Raw genomic sequence first — 15,953 nt, forward strand, 5'->3', positions numbered from 1 at the left:
GATGAGAAAGGTCGGTCGCAACGAGCCCTGCCCGTGCGGCAGCGGGCGCAAGCACAAGAAGTGCTGTCTCGGGAACGGGGGCGGCGCGCCGTACACGCGCGCCGATCGTCAGGCCGCGTTGCAAAGGGTCCTCCTCTCGGCGCATCCCGACGACATCGACGATGCCAGGAGGAGGTTCTTGGGCAAGCACGCCCCGCTCCTCGATCGGTGGAGGGACGACGTTGTGCTGGAGATGGCCGAGGTCGCATTCCAGTTCTGGCTCATCTTCGACGTCGACGCGTTCCGCGAAGGGGTGACGCTCGCCGAGGAGATCCTCCAGGATCACCACGATCTCGGCCACGGCGAGCGCAGGTACCTGGAGATGGGTCGCGCGAGCTCCATGCGGCTCTACGAGGTGGTCCACGTCGTGCCCGGAGCGGGCGTCACCCTGCGCGACGTGCTCCACGGCGGCGAGGTGCGCGTGCGCGAGCGGTCCGCGTCACGCGCGCTCCATACCTGGGACCTCGTCGCCGCTCGCGTGATGCCGAAGGGCGCCTCCGGCGAGCCGGAGATCGACGGCGGCCTCTTCCCGGTCCAGAGCCGGCTGCGGGATCGGCTGGTGGAGCAGCTCACGGCGCTGAGCGCCGACCTCGACGAGGCCACGCTGCGCGAGGCGCGCGTGCCCATGTTCTTCGACGCCTGGATCGGCCCCGGTCTGCCGCAGCTCGTGAACCACGACGGCGATCCGATGATCGTGACGCACGTCCACTTCGACGTGATCGACGAACGCAGGCTGGTGGCAGCGCTCGACGGCGCGCGCGACCTCAGCCGCGACGGCGGGGAGCAGGTCTGGTCGTGGGTCGGCAAGGCCGCGCAGCGAAGCGGGCCGGTCTGCCGCGCTTTCCTGCGCATCTTCCAGGGGCGCCTGGAGATCCAGACCAACTCCCGCGAGCGCGGCGAGGCCGCGAAGGCGCTCGTCGAGCGGCTCGCCGGGGCCGCGGTGACGTACCGCCTCACCGAGCACCAGGACGTCGAGCAGGCCTTGCTCGCGCACCCGCGAGGCGACGCAGGCGGCACGCCCGCGGCGGCGCCGGAAGCGCTGCGCCAGGCCGCGGTGCAGATGCTCCAGCAGCATTACGAGAAGTGGCTCGACGAGGCGGTGCCGGCGCTCGACGGGCTCACGCCGCGCGCAGCCGCATCGGTGGACGACCTTCGGCCGCGCGTCGCAGAGCTCATCGAAGGGCTCGAGCGCCTGTACGAGCGCGCCCTGGCGGAGGGGTCAGCCGCGTTCGATCCGACATGGATGTGGGAAGAGCTGGGGATCGAGGACCTCGCGCGCGGCCGATCGCGCAAGCAGGCGGCGCCGCGGTTGCCCCACGAGATCATCGCGGATCTCGCGCCCGATCTCGTGGAGGTCGCCGCGGACATCGGCGAGCGAGCCCGGAGGGCGTCCCGCGACGATCTGACGTGTGCGATCGACCGCCACGAGGTCGAGATCGATCTCGGCTTCCGCCGCCTCCTGCGCGACCTGGCTCAAGACGCCGAGGGCGGCGTCGCCGCGGAGCCCGATGCCGCGGACGGGCGCGCGATCGTCGCCTCGTGGGTCGAGAGCCTCTCGAATTTCGAGCTCCACCTGCGCAAGGTCTTCTGGGTCGACGAGGGGCTCTCGTGGATGCTCGGCGCCACGGCGCTCGACGTCATCGGCGAGGCGCTGCGCCCGCCGTTCACGAGCTTCGCGCTCGTCTTCACCGACCGCTACGCGCTCGGGCTCGCGGAGCGCCTGCTCGCCGAGGACCCGTCGGCGCGCCTCCGCGGCCGGATCCTCTCGGTGCTCACCGTCTACGTCAGAGCCACCGCGGACGGCGCAGGGCCCATGGACCTGCGCCTCGCGTTCGCGGCCGACGCCCGCGATGGCGGATGGCCCGAGCTCGTCGTGCGCGAGCTCTCGGTGCGACAGGACGCCCGGATCGTCGATCTCCTGAGGACCCTCTCGCCCGGCGACGAGCCCGGCGAGGAGGTCGAGACCCTCATCGCCTCACCGCCGCTCCGCGGCCTGGTCGGCCTCATCATCAACGCGATCCTCTACGCGACGAGCGCCGACGCGGGCGCCGTCCCCGGCGACCCGCGCGGCGACGACGCGCCCCCGCCGCGCCGCCGCCGCGGTGGCGCGATCCCGCCCACGGACGGCATCTTCCGCCTCCCCGGCAAGATCGACGTCACCTCGCTGAAGCAGCTCAAGCGCGTGCGCCGCGGCGCATCCGATGCACAGGCGATCCGGCGCTGCATGGTCCGGGGCCACTGGCGCCGCGCGGGGCGGAGCTGGAAGGACGCGAGCCCGCGATGGATCAAGCCGTACTGGCGAGGACCGAGCGCGGCGGCGATCGTCGAGCGGGAGTACCGGCTGAGCTGCGCCCCAGGGGTGGACACGTGAGTGACGACGCCCGCGCCACCCGCCCGCCGCGCCCGGCGGAGCGTCCGCTCGAGGACGGCAGACGCTACGGCCCGGAGCCGTGGCGCGAGATCGAGGGCGTCTGCTTCTGCCACTGGGACCGGTGGCTCCTCCGGCTCGCGCTGACCGATCCGCGCGGCCTCGACGGGATGGCGCGCGAGCTCCGCGCCCGCGCGGCGAGCCGGCGCGTCAGCAGCGACGGGGCCGAGGCGATGCTCGCGCAGGTCGCCGACCTCCGCGGCCGGCTCGCGCGGCTCGCGCGGACCCCGGAGGAGGTCCTCGACGCGGAGGAGCGAGCGAGCGAGTGGCTGCTGAAGAAGGCCTTCAAGCGCGTATGGCACGCCGGTCCGAACCGCCGCACGGACGCGATGCGCAACACGCCCCGCCGGCGGCTTGAGGCGCGCGCGCTCCGCGGCAACTGGCCGCGATTGCCGGTGTCGCCTGCGCGCTTCGAGCGCGAGCTCCGTGACGTTGCCGGCGTCGATGGCTATTACGACCACCGCGCCACGGACCTGCTCGCGTTCCTCGTCGAGAACCGCATCGGCGTCCTCCTCGTGACGGCAGTATCGGATCTCGAGCGCATGGCGCTGCACCGGGGAGCGATGACCGCCGTCATCGAGATGATGGAGCAGGTCGACGATTCCTTCGCACGGATGAGCGAGGTGTTCAGGGCGAGCGAGCGCGCGTATCTCGATCTCGCTCGTGCCCACGCCGGGCTCGACGGCGTCCTGCGCGATATCCTCGAGCTCGCCGTCTGGGAGGACTATGGGATGATCTGCCAGGTCGAGGCCTTTCTGGGGGCGCTCCCGGAAGAGCACGCGAACCTCGCCGTCCGCGAGCTGGCCGCGATCATCTCGGAGCTGCGGCGAGAGCGCCTGGATTACCAGCTCGCGCGCGCGGTCGCGCTCCGCCGGGCGGTGCTGGCTCCCTGGGAATGAGCCGAGCGGCTCACCTGGCGCGCTATCGAGGCGCGATGAGGGGAGCCTGCGTCTCCAGCGGATCGATCCCCCGCAGCACCGCGGCCCCGTGCGGGCCGGCGCGGCGGCAGCCTTCCTCGACCGAGAGGCCGTGGGCGAGGAAGAACGTGAGCGCTCCCGCGAAGCTGTCGCCGGCGCCGTAGTCGCCGACCACCCTGCCGGGCGCGGGCGGCGCGTCCACGAGCGTCGTGCCCCCGTCGCGAAGGACGCGCACCGGGCGCGGGCCATCGGTGAGCACCAGCGCGCCGGGGCGCGGATCGTAGGCGTCGATCGGCGCGTTCTCGCGCGGGTCCTCGACGCTGCCGATGACCACCTCGGGCGCGACCGCCGCAGCGCGGAGCGCCGCGCTCCTGCGGGCCGTCACCACGAGCCGGCGCGCGGCCCGCGCGAGGCGCAGGCTCTCGGGATCGGCGCCGGTGAAGTACACGGCGTCGCAGTCGGCGAGGATCGACCAGGGGAGGGGATCGGTCGCGGCGGGCTGGAGCGGGCTCCCGGTGACGATGATGGTGCGATGCCCGTCGGCGTCGACGACGGTCACGACGCGCGGGTGGTCCACGCCGCGCCGCGCCGCGTGGATGTGAACGCGCTCGCTCGCGGCCCGGATGCGCTCCTCGACGGCCCGCGCCGCCTCGTCGCGCCCGAGCGCCGTGAACAGGTGGATCTCGGCGTCGCTGCGGCAGAGCTGCGCGAAGGCGACGCCGCCGCCCCCGCCGGGCAGGAAGCGCGGGTCCTGCAGGTGGACGATGTCGCCCGATCTCGGGATGCCCTCGGTGCGCCCGAGCGTCACGTGCTCCACGTGGCCCACAACGGCGATGCGCGGCGTCGTCATGCGGCTCGACATAGCACGGCCGCCCCGCGCGCAGCGGGCGCGCGGGCGTCACGCAACCCGGCGACGCCTCCGGTCAGATGCCTCGACGTCCCCGCTCCGGGGGCGTCAGAGCTACGGCTCGCTCAGCGCGCCGCCAGCATCCACGCCGGCGCCCACCAGTACGGGTAGAGCAGCCGGCGGTCGACGCGCGCGAAGCCGGCCTCCTGCAGCAGCGCCGCCCAGTCGTCGATGGGGTGCTCGAACGTGGTGCGGGTGGCGCCGCGGTCCGCGTAGCCGAAGAGCACCGGCATCAAGAAGCCCTGCGCCACCGCGTCGAGATCGGCGCCGGCGTACTCGGCCAGCCCCTCGCGGTAGCGCTCGAGCACGTGCCGCGCGGTGTCCGGCGAGAGCGGCTCGTCCATCCGCGGCGCGTCGAACTCGGCGACGAGCAGCACATCGCACTGCGCGCGCGCCCAGCGGAGCAGCGCCGGCCTCTCGGCCGGAGCGATCGCGTGCAGGCAGAAGGTCGCCTGCGCCGCCGTCCAGCGCCGCGACGCCATGTCGGGGTCCGCCGCCAGATCCTGGAGCCGCCCGCCGAACGCCTCGAAGGCGACGCCCCGCGCCGAGAGCGCCGCGGCGCACCGCTCGAGCAGCGGCGCCGCCGGCTCCACCACCGTCACCCGCCGCACGGCCGGCGTCAGCGCGGGCAGCAGCGCCATCCCATCGCCGGCGCCGATATCGAGCAGATCGAACGGCGCCTCCGGGTACTGGCTGGCCAGCGCCGCGCTCGTCTCTCGGTAGAGCGGCACGTTGCCGCCCCCGCGGATGAAGGCGGCGAATCCCTCGGCGGACACATAGACGTTGCGCTTCCCCTCCCGGGCGACCCGCGCCAGGTGCGCCGCGGCCGCCTGGAACAGCAGATCCCCTGGCGAGGCCTGCGCTGCGCGGGCGGCGAAGGCCGCCGCGTCCGGATAGCGCTCGTCGGAGAACGCCAGCATCGCGAGGTAGCAGAGGTCCTCCGGCGACGGCGCCGCCGCGGCGGCCGCCGCTGCGTCGAGCCCGCCGGCGCGGTGACGATCCCAGATCCGTTCCAGCATGGTTCTCCTCTCGGCGTGGAGTCACCCGCTCGGCGCCAAGCGGGCTCAGGATCCATGTTCAACGCTCATGGATCGTTCTTGATGACTGCTTACAAATATCACAGAGCCGACACACCCGGGTCGAGCGACGCAGGCCAGGCGCCTGCGTCGCCCGGCCCGGGGCGCGCCTCAGAGGAACATCCCGCCGGAGGCCTCGATGCGCTGGCCGTTGATCCAGTGGCCCTCGGGCGAGAGGAGCAGCGCGACAGCGCCGCCGATGTCGTCGGGGAGGCCGACCCGGCCGAGGGCGGTCTGGGCGGCGATCATCCTGTTCAGCTCGGCGTTGTCGCGCACGGCGCCGCCCCCGAAGTCGGTCTCGATCGCGCCCGGCGCGAGCACGTTGACCGTGATCTTCCGCGGCCCGAGCTCCTTCGCCAGGTAGCGGGTGAGCACCTCGACTCCGCCCTTCATCGCGGCGTAGGCGGCGTACCCGGGCAAGGTGAACCGCGCGAGCCCCGACGAGACGTTGAGGATCCGCCCGCCGTCGGCGATGAGCGGGAGGAGCTTCTGCGTGAGGAAGAACGTCCCCTTCAGGTGGACGTTCATGAGGGCGTCGAACTGCTCCTCCGTCGTCTCGGCGAAGCTCGCGTGGGCGCCGATCCCGGCGTTGTTCACGAGGTAGTCGAGGCGATCGCGCCCGAAGCGGCCGGCGAGCTCCGCCTTCACCGCCCCGGCGAACGCGTCGAAGCCGCGGACGTCGCCGACGTCGAGCGCGAGGGCCGCCGCCTTGCCCCCCTTGGCCTCGATCTGCTTCACCACGTCCGCCGCCTCGGCCGCGTTGCTGCGGTAGGTGATGACGACGCCCGCGCCGCGATCGGCGAGGTGGAGCGCCATGCTCTTTCCCAGGCCGCGGTTTCCACCGGTGATGAGGGCGACGGGGTTGCGCTTCGATGTGCTCATGGTCAGGTCCTTTCGCGGGTGACGCGGCCGCTCGCCGCTGTCTGAGGTAGTGAATAGCGCTCCGTTCCTGGTTGAGAAGGACCGGGAGATCCGACACACTGTTTCGGCAGGCGAAACAATGAGCGTCGACCTCGAAGCGCTGAAGATCTTCGTGAAGGTGGCGGAGCTCGAGAGCTTCACGCGCGCCGGCGATCACCTCGGCATGCCCAAGGCGCGCGTGTCGCTGCGGCTGAAGGCCCTCGAGGCGGAGCTCGGCAGCCGGCTCCTCCAGCGCTCGACGCGGGTCGTGCGCCTCACGCCGGACGGGGAGGCGCTGCTCCCGCGGGCGCGGCGCCTCGTGCTCGAGGCCGACGACATCGGCGGGATGTTCCAGGCGGCGAGGGCCCTGCGCGGGCGCGTGCGGATCGATCTCCCGGTGAACTTCGCCCGCAACGTCATCATCCCGCGCCTGCCCGAGCTGCTCGCGCGCCACCCCGAGCTCGAGATGGTCCTCAGCACGACCGATCGACGTGTGGAGCCGCTGCGCGAGGGGTTCGACTGCGTCGTGCGCATCGGCCCCCCGGGCGACGCGGAGCTCGTCGGCCGCAGGCTGGGCGTCCTGCGGATGATGAACTGCGCGAGCCCGGCGTACCTGCGCAAGCACGGCACGCCCCGCCGGCTCGAGGATCTCGATCGGCACCTCCTCGTGCATTACTCGTCGACGCTCGGCGCCGAGGCGCCCTCGTTCGAGTACCCCGACGACGGCGGCTACCGCGAGCGGCCGATGCGCAGCGCGGTGACGGTCAACAGCGCCGACGCCTACCGCGCGGCGTGCGTGGCGGGGCTCGGCATCATCCAGGCGCCGCGGGTGGGGATGCTCGAGAGCATCACCTCGGGCGCGCTCGTCGAGGTCCTGCCCGCCCTCACGTGCGCGCCCATGCCGGTCTCGCTCCTCCACACGCACGGCAGGAGCGTGCCGCGCCGCGTGCGCGCGGTGATGAGCTGGATCGCCGAGGTGCTCTCTCCGCACCTCGACGCGCTCGACCGCTGACCACCGTTCAGGGGCGTGATCGTCAGGGCTTCGCGGCGCCGGCCATGAAGGCTGCGAACGCTTCTGCGTGATCCGGGTGCCAGCGCGACAGCGCGGGTCGATTCCGGATCAGATCGTCGGCCGCCCACTGGATGCGTCGCTCGTCCATCTCGCGCGTCACCGCGTTGTCGGGGCACAGGATGTAGAAGTCGCCCCGGCCCATGCTGTCGACCATCAGGTCCACCACCTGATCCGCGGTCCATGCCTCGGCGGGCTTCTCCGGGCCTCGCGCGGTCATCCCGGTGAACGTGTAGCCCGGGATCAGGAGGTGGGCGGTGATCTGGTTGCCGGGGACGTTGCGGAGCTCGTGAGCGAGCTGCTCGGTCAGCACCTTCACGCCGGCCTTGCTGACGTTGTAGGCGGCGTCGCCCGGCGGGGTGGTGATTCCCTGCTTCGATCCCGTGTTGACGATGGCGCACGGGGTGCCTTGCGCGAGCATCGCCTCGGTGAACGCCTGCACGCCGTTGATCACGCCCCAGAGGTTGACCTCGATGATCCGCCGCCAGCGCTCGGGGTCCTTCCACGGCTTGGCGCCGTTGCCGATGCCGGCGTTGTTCATGAGGATCGCGACCTCGCCGAAGGCGTCGTAGGCGACCTGCTTGAGGCGCTGCACGTCCTCGAGCCTGGCGACGTCGGTGGGCACCGCCCGCACGTCGTCCTTGCCGCCGGCCGCGACGGCGGCCGCGCTCGCGGCGGCCTCGTGGAGCGCCGGCCCGTCGAGGTCGGCGAGGCAGACCTTCAGGCCCATGCGCGCGAAGCGGCTCGCGGCGGCGAGGCCGATGCCGCTGGCCGCGCCGGTCACCACGGCCACGCGGCCGGGCGTCAATGCGGGATGGTCATTCACTGGGGATCTCCGTCCTGCGTTGCGGCCGCGCCGTGGTGGCGCGACGGCCGCGGCGAGTGTAAAGGGCGTCGGCCCGCTCAGCCACCGTCTCCGGCGCCGGTCGCCGCCCGGCGCCGGCCGCTCGTTCCCACGCCGCGAGAGAGCTCCCGTCTCCCGTCTCCCGTCTCCCGTCTCCCGTCTTCCGTCTCCCGTCTCCCGATCCTCGTCCTCGTCCTCGTCTGGCGTGCTCGTGCGCGTGCGCGTGCGCGTTCCCGATCCATCCCTTCTCCCGTCACCGTGAGATGTATAGCGGCACGACCGAGGACGGGAACGCGCACGCGCACGCGCACGCGCACGCGCACGCGCACGAAGAGGGGAGACGGGGATCGGGAGACGGGAGACGGAAGACGGAAGAGAGGAGACGGAAGAGAGGACCCGGGACGGGTGGACTTGACAGCGTCGACTCCCGGACGACCGGTCTCCCTGAACACCGCGCCGAGCGCTCAGCCCAGGTGAATCACCGCCCCGCACGCCACCAGTTGATGCACGGCGACCAGCATCATCACGAGCGCCGTGAAGCACCCGAACACCCTGCGCACGCCTCCGCGCCTTCCCCCCGCCACCACCAGGCTCACCTCCCTCGGCGGCTCAGGAGACTTTTTTTTTATCGTCCCCAATCTCTTCCACCTCGCGTCCGGGGCCGACGGCGCCTCCTCCCCCTCGAGCAGCGCCACCGGCGGCGTTCGCTTCACGATCGCCATCGCGCTCGCCGCCCGGCTCTCCTGATGGCTCCGCTTCCAGGCGCGGATCGCCTCCTCGGGCAGCCCGAACACCTCGCAGGACCCGTACGTCGCCGCGAGCCCGCCGAGCACGCGAAGGTGCCAGTCCTCCGGCACCGCCGCGGGCAGCGCCTCGACCTCCTCCGGCGGGACCGGGGGGAACCAGACAGCGAAGTGCTGCACCGGCCGCCCCGTCCAGTCCCTCCGCGCCGGATCGAGGAACCGCGCCGCCACATAGGCGAACGCGCGCGGCGCCTCCCGCCCGCGCCCCTCGATCTCGAGGAGCCCATAGCGGAGCTCTCCGGCGCCCGCGTCGGCGTCGCCGAGCATCGCCTCGAGCGTGGTGAGCCAGGCGGGGAGCGCAGGGATCTCGGGCACGCAGATGAACTCGTAGTCCCAGTGCTCGCCGCGCGTCCTCCACAGGAGGCGCGATGTCTCGACGGCGCGGGCGGGGACGGGCACGGGCGCGAGCATAACGGCCCTACTGGTTCTGGTGGTAGGCCCTCAGCCCCTCGTCGTCGCGCAGGGCCGCCACCATGCCGGTCAGGACCGCCTTGAACGTGTCGCCCCTCCGGATCGCGTCCTCCCGCATCCTCTTCAGCCGGTCGACCCGGGTGCTCGCGAAATCCTTGATCGACACGAACCTCAGGATCTTGCTCACGATCTGGTACCGCTTCGGCAGGAAGTCATCCACGGAATCGACGAACTGCATGAGATCCCGCAGGCCCTGGAAGAACGTCTCCTTGGCCGACTTCTCCTTGCGCGAGGCCTGCGCCTCGCGGACCGCGCCCTCGACAGTGCTCACCAGGACCGCGGGGGCGAGGGTGCGCACGCCGAGCGAAGTCTTCGGGTCGACCTGCGCGTCGGGCGGGGCGGCGACCGACGAGAGCAGCATGAAGCGGTGCCCGAACGCGTGCTCGGCGCGGAGCACGGCGCAGAGCTTCGCGAGCTGGTCGTCGGCGTCGCGGCAGACCTCGCGCTCGAAGTCCCTCGCGCTGTACTCCGGCGGGAACAGGTCGGCCTTGCTGAGGGCGAGGATCCACTCGCGCGGGAAGCTCACCTCCTCGCCCGCGGCGGCGCTCGTCCGGCGCAGCCGATCGCACTCGTCCGCGAAGTGCTCGAAGAGCCAGCGCATGTACCCGGTGCCCTCGCTCCTGTACTTCGCGCCGTCCGCAAGGAGGATTCCCACCTGGCTCATGCCCAGCCGGAGCAGCCCCTCGCGCATCGCCTCGCGCTCGTCCGCGTCCACGGGCTCTTCCTCCCACCAGCGCCCGGGGTAATCGTACCAGTGGATGCGGACCGCCGGCTCCGGAAGGTCCCGCGGGAAGAAGTCGAACTCGATCTCGTCGAAGCGCGTGCTGCCGTCGGGGAACGTGCCCTCCTCGAGGCGATAGAAGCGCCCGAGGAGCCGGTTGCCCTGCGCCTTGTTCACCGCCTGGATCTTGTACGCGTACTCCTGCTGGAACGAGGGCTGGGTCTGCGCCCGGTAAAAGGCCGCGAGGAGGACCGTCTTGCCGGCGCCGGAGGCGCCGAACACCGCGACGTGCAGATCGAGGGGCGGCATGCCGGGTGCGATACGGGAGCGCGCGCCCCGGCACAAGCGCCGCCGCGCGGCGCCGGCCCGGGCTCCCACCGCGCCCGCCCGCCCGCCCGGCCGCCGCCGCCGCGACGCGCGCGCTACTCCGCCACCCGCACCTTGCGCCGGAAGACGCTCGATCCGCCCCGCGTGTCGTGGACCACCGCCCACAGCGACACGACCCCCGCCTCCGAGGGCGGCGTCCACGTCGTGCCGTGGTCCGCGATGAAGCCCCGCGTCGTGTCGCTCACGAGCCGCCTGGCGCCGTCGAACCCGCCCCCGTCGGTGTAGTAGTCGACCCAGATCGCCTCGCGCACGGGCGGCCCGCCGAGCCCGGCAACCTCGACGTCCTCCTCGGCGACGTCCCCCACGACAGCGTCGATGTCGTACGTCGTGCACTCGTCGGCGCCGCCCGTGGCCGGCGGGCTGCAGCCCTGGGCCGGCTGGGGCTCGTCCGCCCGAGCGCACCGCTGCACGACGGGCAAACCCTCCTCGTCCTTCTCGAGCTCGCTGTCCCCGCGCTTCACCGTGAGGTCCGTGATCGGCGGGTTCGCGTTGGGGCGCCGGTCCGCGAACGCATAGACCTGCGTGTAGCCCACGACGAAGCTGTCCGCGCCGAGCACCGCCCCGTCCTCGCCGACGCACTCCAGCGGAAACCCGGCCTCGAGCGGCGACGACGCCACGCGCGTCCTGCCGGCGCACACGGTGAAGAACACATAGGCGCTCGCCTCGAAGCTACCGGTCTCGGTGGGCCGCGCGCCCTCGAAGATGTCGTCGGGCAAGCGCATCTTGAACCTGGCCCTGCCAGGCTCGCCGCTCTCCTCCGCCTTCATGTCGTCCCGATCGAAGAGCCTCGGCGCGCCTTCCGTCTCCTCGTTCTCGCCGTCCTCCGCCGCGCCGCCGGGGGCGAACGCCGCCGCCGCGCCGAGGAGCTGCGGCAGACACCCGATGTGCTCGTCGATCCCGATGGGCGGGTTCACGCAGCCGCCGAGCCACGTGACCTCGACCGGCCGCGGGCCCGCGCCCTCGCCGGGCGCGTCGACGTAGGTCATCTCGAACGTCACGCCGTCGCCGAGCGGCGCCGCCGCGTAGGGCCTGTCCGCCGTCACCGCGAGGACGCGGAGCCCCTCCACCTCGGACGAGGGCGCGAAGCCGGCCCCCGCGCAGCAGGGGACGCCCAGGGCCAGGGTCGCGAGCGCGGCGAGCAGCGCGCGGCGCGCGGGCAGTGCGGTCCGTTTCATCAGAAGTCTCCTCGCAGCCCGAGCGTGGGCAGGAAGGGGAGCCCCGTCACGTACTCCCGCTTCGAGTAATTGAAGTTGTAGCTGATCCCCTCCGCGGCAGCGTGGTTGTAGACGTTCTGCACGTCGAGGTAGAGCCCGAGCTGCCACGTCTTGAATCGCCACGTCTTGTCGGCGCGGATGTCGAGCTGATGAAAGAGCGGCATCCTCTCGCTGTACTCGCCCCCGAGCGGGAACGGCGAGTAGCGCGCCGAGGACGCGTGGTAGACCGCGTTCACCCGGTTCGGATTGCACCCCTTCTCCTCCGGATCGCAGACATAGGGCGTCTGCAGGTTGCCCGACACGAGGCGGAAGCGCGCGCCGAGCTCCCAGCCGCGGCCGAGCCGCAGGCTCCCGAGCACGGTCAGGACGTGGGGCTGATCGAACGGCATGGGGTGCTCCTCCTCGCCGGGGCCGTCGGTGCGCATCGACCGGGAGAGCGTGTAGGCCGCCCAGCCGAAGAAGCGCTCGTCGGGCTTGTACTTCAAGAGCACCTCGCCGCCGACGGCGTAGCCGGTGCCGTCGTTGGCGTAGCCTTCCTTCTCCGGCGAGAAGACCACCAGCCGATCGAGCGCCTTGTAGAACCCCTCGACCGTCACGTTGATCTGCTTCGTGATCTCCTGCTCCACGCCGAGGCCGTAATGGACCGCGCGGTTCGACTTGAGGCCCGCGGTGCCGAACGGCTCGATGGCCTCCTGGAACTGGGGCGCCTGGTGGTACAGGCCCACGCCGCCCTTGACCGTCGTGCGCGGGAACTCGCTCCGGACGTCGTAGCGCCCGTTGATCCTCGGGCTCACGTCGAACGTGCGCGTGTCGAGCGCGTAGTCGAGCCGCACCCCGGGGACGAGCCGCGCGCGCGGCGAGGGGACGACCTCGAACTCGGCGTAGGCGGCCGGCCGGGAGTACGCGCCCTTGAACGACTGGTCCTGGAACGGGGCGAGCGAGAACGGCTGGTTCGACGGGTGGCCGGCGGGCGACCGCGTCGGCGCGCGCACGTTGACCGTGGCGATGCCGCCGGAGAGGTCGGCGCCGGCGTTCATCGTGAGGTACCGCGCGAACCTGTGCGACAGCTCGAACCGGAGGTCGAGCGAGGTCGAGGTGACGTTGAAGGTGAGGGGAGCGGCCTCGAAGTCGACGACGTCCCGGCCGAGCGCGAGCGACCAGAGGAGCCGATCGCGGCTCCCCAGGCGGTTCTCGTAGCTGAGCTGCAAGCGCTGGAACGCCGTGTGAAACCCGAAGTCGCCCGTCAGCGCCGGCTCGTCCTCGGGCGGGTTGTCCAGCGTGATCTCGAAGCCGTCGTCCGATCCGTAGAAGCTCGCGCGCACGCGCTCGGCCGGCGAGGGGCGGCCCTCGAGGACGAACTGGTAGTCGTAGTAGGCGGGCGCCTGCGTGACGCTGGAGCCCGCCTCCTTGAGCACCGGCCCGAGCCACGCGTCGACCCAGCTCCGCCGGCCTGCGGCGATGAACGTCCAGTCCTTCAGGAGCGGGACGGGCCCCTCGAGGAGCAGGCGCCCGTCGATGAGATCGAGCTGGACGACGCCGTGGTACTTGCCGTCCTGCTTCGGCGAGCGGAGCCCGACGTCGACGATGCCGCCCATGGCACGGCCGTACACGGCGCTGAAATTGCCCGGGTAGAAGTCGATCTTCTCGAGCATCTCGGTCGGGACGACCGACGAGAGCCCGCCGAAGTGGTAGATGATCGGCACCGGGGTGCGGTCGATGAACGTGAGCGTGTCCTGGGGCGCGGACCCGCGCACGATGAGCAGCCCGAAGCCGCTGCGCGCGACGCCGGGCAGGCTTTGCAGCGAACGCAGCGCGTCGCCGCCGGTGCCGGGGATGCGGTCGATCTCGCGGCGCTCGAGCGTCCTCCGGGTCACCTCGCGCGGCGGGCGCTCCCCCTCGACGGTCACCTGGAGGCCCGCCGGCGCGCTGCCGTCCGTCGGCGCCGCGAGCGAGATGCGGTAGCGCACCTCGATCGCCTCGCCGGCCGCGATCTCCTCGTCGGCCGCGAACGGCGCGAACCCCACGGCGGCGACCTCGACGCGGTACTTGCCGGGAGGGAGGTTCTTGAAGCGGAACTTGCCCTGCTGGTCGGTCTTCGCCTCCTCGCGGCCGCCGTCGGGGCGGAGGAGGCTGACAGCGACGTCCGGGAGCGGCTCGCCGGTGCCCGCGGCCATGACCGTCCCGACCACCGTCTCGACGTCGGCCGGGGGCGCTGGCGCGGCCGCCTCGGCGGGCTTCGGCGTGAGCGTGAACGCGTAGCGGTAGAGGATCCGGGACGGCGCCGGCGTGCCGTCCGGGCGCCGCGCCGGCTCGAACACAAGGCCGGGCGCGGCGGCGAGCGCGGCCTCGTCGAACCCGTGTCCGCCCGGCGTCGCGACCTCGGCCTTTGTCACGCGCCCGGTCCTGTCGATGTCGAGCTTGAGGATGACGCTCCCCTCGACGCCCGCGCGCTGGGCCTCCGCGGGATACGCGGGCGGAGAGTACGTGATGAGCTTCGGCTCGGAGGCGGCGGCGGGCGGCGGCTGGGCCGTGCCCGGCTCGGGGACGACGACCGCGCCCGCGCCGCCGCGGGGGACCGAGGCGCCGCCCGGGTCCCCGTCGGCGGCCGGAGGCTCGGCCGGAGGCGCGCCGGCGGGCTGCGCGCGCGCCGCGCTGCCGGTGAGGGCGACAGCGAGCAGCAGCGCTTCGGAGACGAGGAGGCGCATCGCGGAGGACGCTGTGGAACGCATGCGCCGCCCCTCTCGCATGACGGGCGCGAGGCGAGAAGATGCGTCGCGAGGTCGGAGCGTGCTTCTCAGCGTCCGGATCCAGCGTACCGCGGTTCGCGGTCGCGCTTCACGGGCGCGCGTCTGCGGTGATGTGCGCGGCCTTGCCGCGCCGCCGGCGCGGCGATCTCCCGGTGATCAGCCCCCGACCTCGGCCATGAAGCGGCTCACGTCGTCGCTGTCGCCCACGAGCAGCAGCGTGTCGCCGTCGCGGATCACGTAGTCCGGCGTGGGCGGCTCGAGGCGCGGCTTGTCGACGGGCAGCTTGCTCGTGTGCGGCCGCACGCCGAGCACGTTGATCCTGTAGCGCTGGCGGATCTTCGACCCCGCGAGCGTCTGCCCGACGAGCGGCCCGTGGGCGCTCCAGGGGACGACGCGGTAGTGGCTGGCGAGATCGAGGAGGTCCTGGGCGAGCGGCGTGGTGATGTCGGCCCCGACGCGGCGGCCCATCTCGGTCTCGATCTGGATGACGCGGGTCGCGCCGACGGCGCGCAGGATGTCCGCCTGGCGGTCGGTGGCGGCGCGGGCGATGACCTCGCGCACGCCCATCCGGACCAGGGAGGCCACGCAGAGCACCGACGGCTCGAAGTGCTCGCCGAAGGTCACGATCGCGGTCTCCACGTACTGCGCGCCGATCCCCTCGAGCACCTTGTGGACGGTGGCGTCGCCGACGAACGCGGCCGAGGTCTTGTCCTTCACCGCGTCGACGGCCTCGGGGTTGTTGTCGACGGCGATCACCTCGGCCCGGTTCTTCCAGAGGGTCTCCACGATGGAGGTGCCGAACCGGCCGAGCCCGATGACGAGGACGCTCTTCGATTTCATGGCCTCAGGTCGCGCGCCGCTCCGCTGCGGCGCGGCGCCGTGAACCTCTCACGGATGCGCGCCCGGCGCCACCGAATCGGCGCGCGCGAGAGCCCGCGCGCGGGCCTCCGGCGCAGGCGCATGCAGCATGCGGGTGACCTCCTCCACGCAGTCGACCCACGCGGGCCATCCGGCCGGTGCGGTGCGCGTCGACCTGCCTGCGGGTCTCGCTAGCCACGCGGTCGACCAGGCCAGCCTCCCAGTCGTAGGCGGTGGAGAGCGCGGACTGGACCCAGGCCACATTCGCCGGCGATCCCTCCTGTGCTTCCACAGCGCCAGGGCGAAGACGAAGGCCGGCGCCGAACAACGCGCCGACGACCTGGGTTCCGGCGCGAGCGAGAAATTTGGAGAGTGTTATGGCTGCATCCATCGAGACTGACCCTGATTGGCTGGCGTTGGTGTGATCCGGCCAGCGCGATGTGCCTGGCCAGGTGGATGAAGCAACGAGCCGGCCCGCCCATCGGCGCTCGTGTGAGCTCGCGGGCCCGCCGCCGGCGCGCTCGTCCTCGAGTCGCAAGCTGTGACTACATGGAGTGCATCATCTGACGATG

Annotated in this window: 12 protein-coding genes; 3 read left to right on the forward strand and 9 right to left on the reverse strand. The window is 72.4% G+C overall.

The features are described from left to right. Nucleotide 1 precedes the first annotated feature (1 nt). Both WMF42_RS16100 and WMF42_RS16105 read left to right on the forward strand, forming a co-directional pair. A complete protein-coding gene (locus WMF42_RS16100) occupies nucleotides 2-2,410 on the forward strand; it encodes an SEC-C metal-binding domain-containing protein (protein ID WP_437692883.1) in 2,409 nt (802 codons plus the stop codon). After that, nucleotides 2,320-3,366 carry a hypothetical protein gene (locus WMF42_RS16105; RefSeq protein ID WP_437692885.1) on the forward strand — a complete coding sequence of 349 codons (1,047 nt, stop codon included), beginning with the start codon at nucleotides 2,320-2,322 and terminating at the stop codon, nucleotides 3,364-3,366. Before WMF42_RS16100 ends, WMF42_RS16105 begins: the two co-directional genes overlap by 91 nt. A 22-nt stretch (nucleotides 3,367-3,388) precedes the next feature. On the opposite strand, the gene WMF42_RS16110 is transcribed toward WMF42_RS16105, so the two are convergent. From WMF42_RS16110 to WMF42_RS16120, 3 genes are all read right to left on the reverse strand, one after another. Then, nucleotides 3,389-4,234 (reverse strand): PfkB family carbohydrate kinase, encoded by an 846-nt coding sequence (locus WMF42_RS16110; RefSeq protein WP_437692886.1) that lies wholly within the window; start codon nucleotides 4,232-4,234, stop codon nucleotides 3,389-3,391. Nucleotides 4,235-4,356: 122 nt separating this feature from the next. After that, a complete protein-coding gene (locus WMF42_RS16115) occupies nucleotides 4,357-5,310 on the reverse strand; it encodes a class I SAM-dependent methyltransferase (RefSeq protein ID WP_437692888.1) in 954 nt (317 codons plus the stop codon). Nucleotides 5,311-5,478: 168 nt separating this feature from the next. Beyond that, entirely contained in the window at nucleotides 5,479-6,249 is a 771-nt protein-coding gene (locus WMF42_RS16120) for an SDR family NAD(P)-dependent oxidoreductase (RefSeq protein ID WP_437692890.1), read from the reverse strand. Nucleotides 6,250-6,367: 118 nt separating this feature from the next. On the opposite strand from WMF42_RS16120, the gene WMF42_RS16125 reads away from it, so the two are divergent. Further along, nucleotides 6,368-7,279: a LysR family transcriptional regulator gene (locus tag WMF42_RS16125; RefSeq protein WP_437692892.1), complete on the forward strand. Its 912-nt coding sequence runs from the start codon at nucleotides 6,368-6,370 to the stop codon at nucleotides 7,277-7,279. A gap of 22 nt (nucleotides 7,280-7,301) precedes the next feature. On the opposite strand, the gene WMF42_RS16130 is transcribed toward WMF42_RS16125, so the two are convergent. From WMF42_RS16130 to WMF42_RS16155, 6 genes are all read right to left on the reverse strand, one after another. Continuing rightward, a complete protein-coding gene (locus WMF42_RS16130; protein WP_437692894.1) occupies nucleotides 7,302-8,162 on the reverse strand; it encodes an SDR family NAD(P)-dependent oxidoreductase in 861 nt (286 codons plus the stop codon). Between the two features lie 482 nt (nucleotides 8,163-8,644). Continuing rightward, nucleotides 8,645-9,394: a hypothetical protein gene (locus tag WMF42_RS16135; protein ID WP_437692895.1), complete on the reverse strand. Its 750-nt coding sequence runs from the start codon at nucleotides 9,392-9,394 to the stop codon at nucleotides 8,645-8,647. Nucleotides 9,395-9,401: 7 nt separating this feature from the next. After that, on the reverse strand, nucleotides 9,402-10,484 hold the full coding sequence (locus WMF42_RS16140) for a TRAFAC clade GTPase domain-containing protein (RefSeq protein WP_437692897.1): 1,083 nt from the start codon (nucleotides 10,482-10,484) through the stop codon (nucleotides 9,402-9,404). A gap of 113 nt (nucleotides 10,485-10,597) precedes the next feature. Continuing rightward, the gene (locus WMF42_RS16145; protein WP_437692899.1) at nucleotides 10,598-11,737 is read right to left on the reverse strand and encodes a hypothetical protein; all 1,140 of its coding nucleotides are present in this window, start codon (nucleotides 11,735-11,737) and stop codon (nucleotides 10,598-10,600) included. Beyond that, nucleotides 11,737-14,505 (reverse strand): TonB-dependent receptor domain-containing protein, encoded by a 2,769-nt coding sequence (locus WMF42_RS16150; RefSeq protein WP_437692901.1) that lies wholly within the window; start codon nucleotides 14,503-14,505, stop codon nucleotides 11,737-11,739. The genes WMF42_RS16145 and WMF42_RS16150 overlap by 1 nt, the downstream gene beginning before the upstream one ends. Nucleotides 14,506-14,679: 174 nt before the next feature. Further along, nucleotides 14,680-15,363: a potassium channel family protein gene (locus WMF42_RS16155; protein ID WP_061612361.1), complete on the reverse strand. Its 684-nt coding sequence runs from the start codon at nucleotides 15,361-15,363 to the stop codon at nucleotides 14,680-14,682. Between the last annotated feature and the right edge of the window lie 590 nt (nucleotides 15,364-15,953).

The sequence above is a fragment of the Sorangium sp. So ce176 genome, from assembly GCF_051519835.1.
In the GTDB taxonomy this organism is placed as follows: Bacteria; Myxococcota_A; Polyangia; order Polyangiales; family Polyangiaceae; genus Sorangium; species Sorangium cellulosum_G.

Coding starts and splice junctions, on each gene's coding strand:
- WMF42_RS16110 (WP_437692886.1), bottom strand. CDS start 4,234: ATGACGACGCCGCGCATCGCCGTTGTGGGCCACGTGGAGCACGTGACG.
- WMF42_RS16155 (WP_061612361.1), bottom strand. CDS start 15,363: ATGAAATCGAAGAGCGTCCTCGTCATCGGGCTCGGCCGGTTCGGCACC.
- WMF42_RS16140 (WP_437692897.1), bottom strand. CDS start 10,484: ATGCCGCCCCTCGATCTGCACGTCGCGGTGTTCGGCGCCTCCGGCGCC.
- WMF42_RS16105 (WP_437692885.1), top strand. CDS start 2,320: ATGGATCAAGCCGTACTGGCGAGGACCGAGCGCGGCGGCGATCGTCGA.
- WMF42_RS16115 (WP_437692888.1), bottom strand. CDS start 5,310: ATGCTGGAACGGATCTGGGATCGTCACCGCGCCGGCGGGCTCGACGCA.
- WMF42_RS16100 (WP_437692883.1), top strand. CDS start 2: ATGAGAAAGGTCGGTCGCAACGAGCCCTGCCCGTGCGGCAGCGGGCGC.
- WMF42_RS16135 (WP_437692895.1), bottom strand. CDS start 9,394: ATGCTCGCGCCCGTGCCCGTCCCCGCCCGCGCCGTCGAGACATCGCGC.
- WMF42_RS16125 (WP_437692892.1), top strand. CDS start 6,368: ATGAGCGTCGACCTCGAAGCGCTGAAGATCTTCGTGAAGGTGGCGGAG.
- WMF42_RS16145 (WP_437692899.1), bottom strand. CDS start 11,737: ATGAAACGGACCGCACTGCCCGCGCGCCGCGCGCTGCTCGCCGCGCTC.
- WMF42_RS16150 (WP_437692901.1), bottom strand. CDS start 14,505: ATGCGTTCCACAGCGTCCTCCGCGATGCGCCTCCTCGTCTCCGAAGCG.
- WMF42_RS16120 (WP_437692890.1), bottom strand. CDS start 6,249: ATGAGCACATCGAAGCGCAACCCCGTCGCCCTCATCACCGGTGGAAAC.